The organism is Candidatus Stoquefichus massiliensis AP9 (assembly GCF_000455285.1).
Lineage (GTDB): Bacteria > Bacillota_I > Bacilli_A > Erysipelotrichales > Coprobacillaceae > Stoquefichus > Stoquefichus massiliensis.
Genome location: NZ_HG005287.1, coordinates 127,903 through 134,809 on the forward strand (window position 1 = coordinate 127,903; position 6,907 = coordinate 134,809).

The 6,907-nt window shown below is 29.8% G+C and carries 10 protein-coding genes; all 10 read right to left on the bottom strand.

The annotated features are described in order from the left end of the window. On the bottom strand, positions 1-1,035 hold a 1,035-nt coding region (locus tag BN350_RS06610), incomplete at its 3' end, for an endonuclease/exonuclease/phosphatase family protein (protein ID WP_028042887.1). Between the two features lie 101 nt (positions 1,036-1,136). Further along, on the bottom strand, positions 1,137-1,487 hold the full coding sequence (locus BN350_RS06615; protein WP_028042888.1) for a hypothetical protein: 351 nt from the start codon (positions 1,485-1,487) through the stop codon (positions 1,137-1,139). Further along, entirely contained in the window at positions 1,487-1,684 is a 198-nt protein-coding gene (locus BN350_RS21285; protein ID WP_231385242.1) for a hypothetical protein, read from the bottom strand. The genes BN350_RS06615 and BN350_RS21285 overlap by 1 nt, the downstream gene beginning before the upstream one ends. Before the next feature lie 128 nt (positions 1,685-1,812). Then, positions 1,813-2,751, bottom strand: coding sequence for a DUF5050 domain-containing protein (locus BN350_RS18665; RefSeq protein ID WP_081652863.1), 939 nt, complete (start codon positions 2,749-2,751; stop codon positions 1,813-1,815). Between the two features lie 29 nt (positions 2,752-2,780). Further along, on the bottom strand, positions 2,781-3,056 hold the full coding sequence (locus BN350_RS06625) for a hypothetical protein (RefSeq protein WP_028042889.1): 276 nt from the start codon (positions 3,054-3,056) through the stop codon (positions 2,781-2,783). Positions 3,057-3,115: 59 nt separating this feature from the next. Next, on the bottom strand, positions 3,116-3,340 hold the full coding sequence (locus BN350_RS06630) for a helix-turn-helix domain-containing protein (RefSeq protein ID WP_028042890.1): 225 nt from the start codon (positions 3,338-3,340) through the stop codon (positions 3,116-3,118). A 1-nt stretch (position 3,341) separates the two neighbouring features. Then, complete coding sequence (gene whiA, locus BN350_RS06635) at positions 3,342-4,289, bottom strand: DNA-binding protein WhiA (protein ID WP_028042891.1); 948 nt, start codon at positions 4,287-4,289, stop codon at positions 3,342-3,344. A gap of 12 nt (positions 4,290-4,301) precedes the next feature. Continuing rightward, the gene (gene rapZ, locus BN350_RS06640) at positions 4,302-5,150 is read right to left on the bottom strand and encodes an RNase adapter RapZ (RefSeq protein ID WP_028042892.1); all 849 of its coding nucleotides are present in this window, start codon (positions 5,148-5,150) and stop codon (positions 4,302-4,304) included. 99 nt (positions 5,151-5,249) lie between these two features. Continuing rightward, positions 5,250-6,152: a thioredoxin-disulfide reductase gene (gene trxB, locus BN350_RS06645; protein WP_028042893.1), complete on the bottom strand. Its 903-nt coding sequence runs from the start codon at positions 6,150-6,152 to the stop codon at positions 5,250-5,252. 4 nt (positions 6,153-6,156) lie between these two features. Then, positions 6,157-6,801 carry a pyrophosphatase PpaX gene (ppaX, locus tag BN350_RS06650; RefSeq protein ID WP_028042894.1) on the bottom strand — a complete coding sequence of 215 codons (645 nt, stop codon included), beginning with the start codon at positions 6,799-6,801 and terminating at the stop codon, positions 6,157-6,159. Between the last annotated feature and the right edge of the window lie 106 nt (positions 6,802-6,907).

Genomic DNA, 6,907 nt, shown 5'->3' on the forward strand with positions numbered 1-6,907 from the left:
TTCTAATTGAACTGGTTGATGATCAGTATATTTAAAGTCATCATTGATGTTTTCTACATCCTTAATTTCAATATTATCTGAAACAATGAAACCATCAATAATATAGACTTGTGATGTTTCATAATCACTAGTATAAGGATGATTCAAGAGTCGGCATGTTGGATACTGGTCTCCTATCGCAAAATCAAAATGTTCTGGTAAATCATTTTTAGAAATAATTCCAGGAACCCAACCTTCTTTATCAACAATAGGATACTCTTTGGAACCTTCAAAGGTCTGATTAAAATCCCCACCAGCAATTACATAATTTCCTTTATCATATTCTGCTTTTAATTTTTCTGCTAACATACGTGTTTGGGCAATTTTTCCTTCTCCACTATCATATGCTTCTAAATGAAAATTAATCAAAACAAGTTCTTTGTCACTATCCTCTATAGGAATTCTTGTCTCTAACATACAACGTTTTAAGTTTGCTGTTTTAATTGGCCACGAAAAAGATTCAGGTAATGATATACGTGATGCTGATGAAATCTGCAATTGGCTCATTGTCATAATTCCACTTTCTACTTTGCCTATTGGTGGCCATGGATATGGCACATATGACACTTTAAAATTCCTTGCAAAGAGTCCTGTTAAGCCTAATTGATTTTCATAGTATTCTATTTGATTGATATTGTATGAACGTTTTGAATTCAAATCAACTTCTTGTAAGAAATAAACATCAGATTGATAAGTCTTCAAAATATTTGTAATACCAATTAAATTTTGATTAATGATTTCTTGACTATCTGGACGAACCATATTTCCACCATCCATAAAGAAATCCTGACTTTTATCTAATCCTGCATATCCAGTATTTAAACTCAAAATCTTTATTGTCTGATTAACATTTAAAAGCTTTCCTTCACTTTTCACTTCTATATTTTCTATTTGATCAGGTCTATATTCCTGAATAGTGTAATAAGCAAGAACACTCACTATAATTATGACAACACCTAATACACCAATACCTATTCTTTTCATTATTCTTTTCATATTCATCATCCTTTTTTATATTATACAAATTATTTATCAGAAAAGATAATAAAATGTACTTCTTCACAGAGAAAAAGCATAGATTCACTTTATAAGGCAATCTATGCTCTCATTTTTAAAAAATTATTTATTTCCTTATCACTTATATCCTTTTGATTTGAAAGATAGTAAGACATTTTATCCTTTGTTTCCTGACTTAAATAAGCATTATAATCAATCATTCCATGATAAATACCATAAAACTGATAAACATAATTAATCCCACCATGCTGATATATGCATTGTTGAAATAAACGTACAATATCCTGATATGATAATTTTGTTTCAACATATAAATAGACCTTTGGTCCATTTCTTTTGATAGTATATAGCGAAGTTAATGCATCATGTTCTAACTGATATAACCAAGAAAGAATTGTTTGATATCTTGCAGCAATCAATACAATAACCATTAAATATAATCTCCACTTGTTCCTGCAAATAATCGCTGTTGATGATCACCATTAAAATCCATAATCACCTGATATTGACCTGCTTTTGAGTCTGATGTACCAGTTTTTAATATAATCTTATCTCCAATCAATTGTCCACCTTGAATGATACCACTATAAAGTTTATGTGTTTCTTTACTCTTCAGATCATATCTCATAACATTATAATCACTTGAATAAAAGAATAAATACTGATCATTCATATTAATAAACATAAGACTTTGTTTTGCTATATCTGATACATCTTTATTTTTTATATCATAGTATTGAATTTTACCATCATTACTTAAATAATAGAGTTATCCTGATAAATTAAATTATAATATTTTCCACTCAATATTTTTTCTTCACCTTGGCCATTAATACCAATGCGATAAATACCATCATCACTCGTAAAATAGATTTGCTCATCAATAACATTTAAATTATAAGATTTTCTTTCATTAATCCTTGTTTGTTGATTTGTTTTTAAATCATATATATAAATAGATTCATTTTCTTCATCTAACTGATAATAAATTTTATCATCTTTAATAACCACATAATAAACTGCTTTATTTAAGATAACTTTTTGATCTTTACCTTCAGTAGATATTTGACAAAGATAATTATCTTTATTTGTATAATAAAGAATCTCTCCTACAACATTTAGATACTGACAAGATTCAGATACAATTGTTTTTCTATTTTCTAAGTTCTTATCCATACTTACAATATAGCCATTATCATCACATATATAAATCTTACCTTCTGTTTGATAAGATGTTCCACTTTGATTAATATTTCCTATATAAGTTGAAAAACTTGTTTGTGACCCTATTGTCATAGGTTCTTTTTTTCTTACTTCTTGATTATATTGGCTATTATTGTTTATAGCTGGTCCATGATAAATATAAACATATGAAAGAACAGATGCTATCACAAGCACAGCAACTGAAATGATAATAACTTTTTTATTAATCTTTTTATTTACCGGTACATCTTGGAATGTCTGTGTTTCTTCAGTGTGACTAACTGGTTGATCTTGTTCATTTAATGGCTGGTAGTAACCTTCCATATAACTTGTTTGCTTACCTTGCTGAACATTTGTTCCACAGTGAGAACAAAATTTTGCACCCTGAATAATAGGTTGTCCACAATGTGGACATCTTTCAATCTTCATACCACATTGTGGACAGAAATTCATATCATCATTGACCTCTGTTTTACATCTTGGACAAATCATTTTTTATCCCCCTTATGACATGATATACTCTAATGAGTATCATCTTGTTCCTCTTCATCAACAACTTTATAATCTACATCTATAACATTAGGATCAGATGACTGATTATCCTGATACATTGATTCATAATATTCTCGATCTTGTGTAGATGTTGTTTGTTTACGTTTTCTTCTTCCAAATAGTATCTTTACTATCCATATAATAATGAAGATTGGAAATAAATATATAAAAAATGGCAAAAAGAACCTCAATAACAACATTAATATAATTAATACACAAAATAAATAGATAAAACTATATCCCATATATATTCTCCTTTATTGACATATCTAGTCTATATGACAAATATAAACTATAAATGAACTTATTCCTCTTCTTCATGCCATTTAAACAAAAAATAGACAGGAACCTTCAGTCCTAACGCAAATTTTTCTATAGCCTTTAAAGACACATTCCTTGTTCCTCTTTCTACATCAGATACATAATTTTTAGAAAGCTGACATCGAAACCCTAATTCTTCTTGAGAAATATTTTGAATTAAACGCAATTCTTTAATTCTTCTTCCAAATTTCATATTAATATCTTCCATATTAATCATTCTCCATTTGTCGTAATTTTTGTGCCTCTTCTTTAATCTTTTTAAAACGATGATGTAATCCAGATTTACTAATTGTTTGACCAGTTTGTTCTAAATAGGCATCTGCCAATTCATTTAATGTTAATTCTGGATTTTCTAAACGAAGAAGTGCAACAATTCTTGTCTTATCATCTAATATCTCAATTCCTGCCTTATCGATAACATAAGCAATATCTTCAATTTGTGCTGTTGATGCACTCATTGCCTTCATCTCATTTGCAATATCACAATTATTCCAGCGATTCACAGTATTCGCCATCGAACGATCAATTCTTGTCATTTCAAAATCCATAACAGATTGTGAAGCACCAATTGCTCTTAAAAAATCACCAATCTTTTCTGCTGACTTTAAATAGACAACATACTTATTACGTCGTTTAATCATTTTTGCATTTAATTCATAACGATTCATTAACTCTTCAATAAATAATGCATAATCCTCTTCATTAACACTCATCTCTAAATGATAATTAGATGTATCTGGATTATTGACACTTCCACAAGCAAGAAAGACTCCTGCTAAATAAGCTCTTTTTTGATCATCTGTTCTTAATAAAAGAGGATCAGGTATACTTTGTAAACCAATACCTTCCATCAAATGAAGATCTTCTAATATTTCTCTTGCTTTAGAAACCATCAACATATAAACATTATTTTTCTTAAGTTTCATCTTTCTAGAAACACGAAATTCAATATGTGGCTGATAGAGATCTTTTAAAAGTTTATGCAGTTTAGAAGCTATCTTCGCATTCTCTGTTCTTAATGTTAAAGAGAGTCCTGACTGACTCAAAGAAAGTGTCCCAACTATTTTAATTATAGCACAAAGAATTGCTTTCTCACATTCCATATCAAAATCATTAAAAACAATTTCTTCCTTAACAATTCTAGAAAAAGATATCACACTTTTCCCTCCTTAATGATCAGCATCTCTATGCCATTTATAAACCTGATAATACTTTGAATAATAATCTGCAAAATAATTGGTTAATGTGACTGAACGATGCTGTCCCCCTGTACATCCAATACCAATAATCATTTGCATTTTTCCTTCTTCTTCATATTTCTTTAATAAATAATCATAATAAGTAATCGTCTTTTCAATAAATTCTGCTGTTTCAGGTTGATTCATGACATAATCATAAACAGCTTGATCATTTCCTGTTAAACTTCTTAATTCTTCAATATAAAAAGGATTTGGTAAAAAACGCACATCTAATAATAAATCAGCATCTCTTGGAACACCATGTTTATATCCAAATGAAACAAAAGATACTCTAAATGTATTTTGATTTCCTTTATGAAAATAGATTTCTAATTTATCTTGAAGTTTGGATGGTTTTAATAATGTTGTATCAATAACAATATTGGCGAGTTTACTAATAGGATCAGCCATTTCTCTTTCAAATTCAATAGCCTCTGTTAAAGAAGAAGTCACATTACTAATCATCAATGGATGAGAACGTCTTGTCTGTTTATAACGTGATAACAAAACTTCATCTTCACAATCTAAGAAAATAACTGTTAAATCTACCCAGTCCATATTAGAAAGAACTCTTACTGCTAAAATAGCATCACCCAAAGACACTGCCATTGCCACTTTAGAATATTTTGTAGAAGTACGCAATAAATCTCCAAATTCCTTTAATAGTGCTACTGGATAATTATCAATACAGCGATACTCCATATTTTCAAATATAGCCATAGCCTGTGTCTTTCCAGCGCCTGACATTCCAGTAACAACCACAACCTCAATCTTATCCATACCCTCATCCTCCTCTACCTTATACTATAACAAAAAACACACAATAAGTGTACTCTTTTTTTAGTTTTCCATAAGAAAAGGAAAGACTTTCATCCTTCCCTACTTTAATAATGATGCAATATATTGCCCTGCAATTGCTCCATCATTCGTTGCTGTAACAACTTGACGTAAATTCTTTTCAGTGACATCTCCTCCAGCAAAAAGACCTTTAATTTTTGTCTCCTGATTTTCATCCACTTCTATATATCCACGCTCATTAACAATATCTAAATCTTTAACAAATCCACTAATAGGATCTAACCCAATAAATGGAAAGATTCCATCAGTTGAAATTGTTAATAATTCTCCAGTATTGGAATCAGAGACAACTAACCCACTCACTTTATTATCTGTTATTTCTATAGATGCTGGTTTTCTTAAATAATGCATTTTAACATTATCTTTCTCTTTTAATTTATCTATTAAATATTGATCAGCACGCAATACATCACGTCGTACAATAACATGAACTTCTTTCACAATATCACTTAAATAAATAGATTCTTCAATAGCACTATTTCCTCCACCAACAACACAAACAATCTTATTCTTAAAGAATGGTCCATCACAAACAGCACAATAAGAAACACCTCGACCACTCATTTCCTCTTCACCAGGAATTCCCATACGACGTTCTTTTGTGCCAGTTGCGATAAATACAAACTTACCCTCAAATTCTTTATCGCCTGTATAAACAACCTTATGATCTCCTTTGTCTACTATGTGAGTGACTTCACCATATTCATATTTTGCTCCAAAAGATAAACATTGTTCATACATAGAATAAGCTAATTCTGGTCCTTTTTGTACAACACCTGGATAATTTTCAATCTCTGCCGTTAAATTGAGTTTACCACCTGGTGCACCACCATCCAAAACAATAACACTTGCTCCAGCACGTGATGCATATAATGCTGCTGTTAATCCAGCTGGACCAGCTCCAATTACAATTAAATCTACCATCTTTCTACTTCCTTTCTATAAAATCTATAATTTCATCCATTTGATCAATCATCAAATCTGGTTGAAGTTTTTCTATATCCTGTGTTCCCTTAGGAGTCCATTTTACTCCTATTGTATAGACACCTGCATTCTTACCAGCTAGGATATCACTTGTATTATCACCAATATATACAGCTTTCTTACATTCCATTTCATCCATAGCCTTTAAAATTCCTTCAGGATCTGGTTTGACATTTTGAACATGATCCATTCCTAGCACAATATCAAAATAATCTCTTAAATCAAATAAATCCAATCCAATATAGGCTGCCTCAGAAAATTTTGTCGTCACAACTCCCAAAGGATAATTCTGGCTCTTTAAATACTTTAATGTATCTTTAACTTTTGGATATATTGTCACATAGTCTTCATGATGTACATGATTAAACTCACGATAATATTCTATCAGTTCTTCAACTATTGATGAAGGAAAATATCTCTCAAAAGTATCTTTTAATGTTGGTCCTAAAAAAGATAAATGTTCTTCATGAGTTAATTGATATCCTTGTTTATATTTTTCAAAAACATGATCAAATGATTTTTTTATTAATAAATCTGTATTTAATAATGTTCCATCTAAATCAAATATAACTGCTAAATCTTTCTTCATAAAAACCTCCTAGTTATTTTATTATATCATACTCCTCCTTATTCTAAAATATATATGCATAAAGAACATTTAATATTATTTGCTTATTGCATATATCTGTGATAAA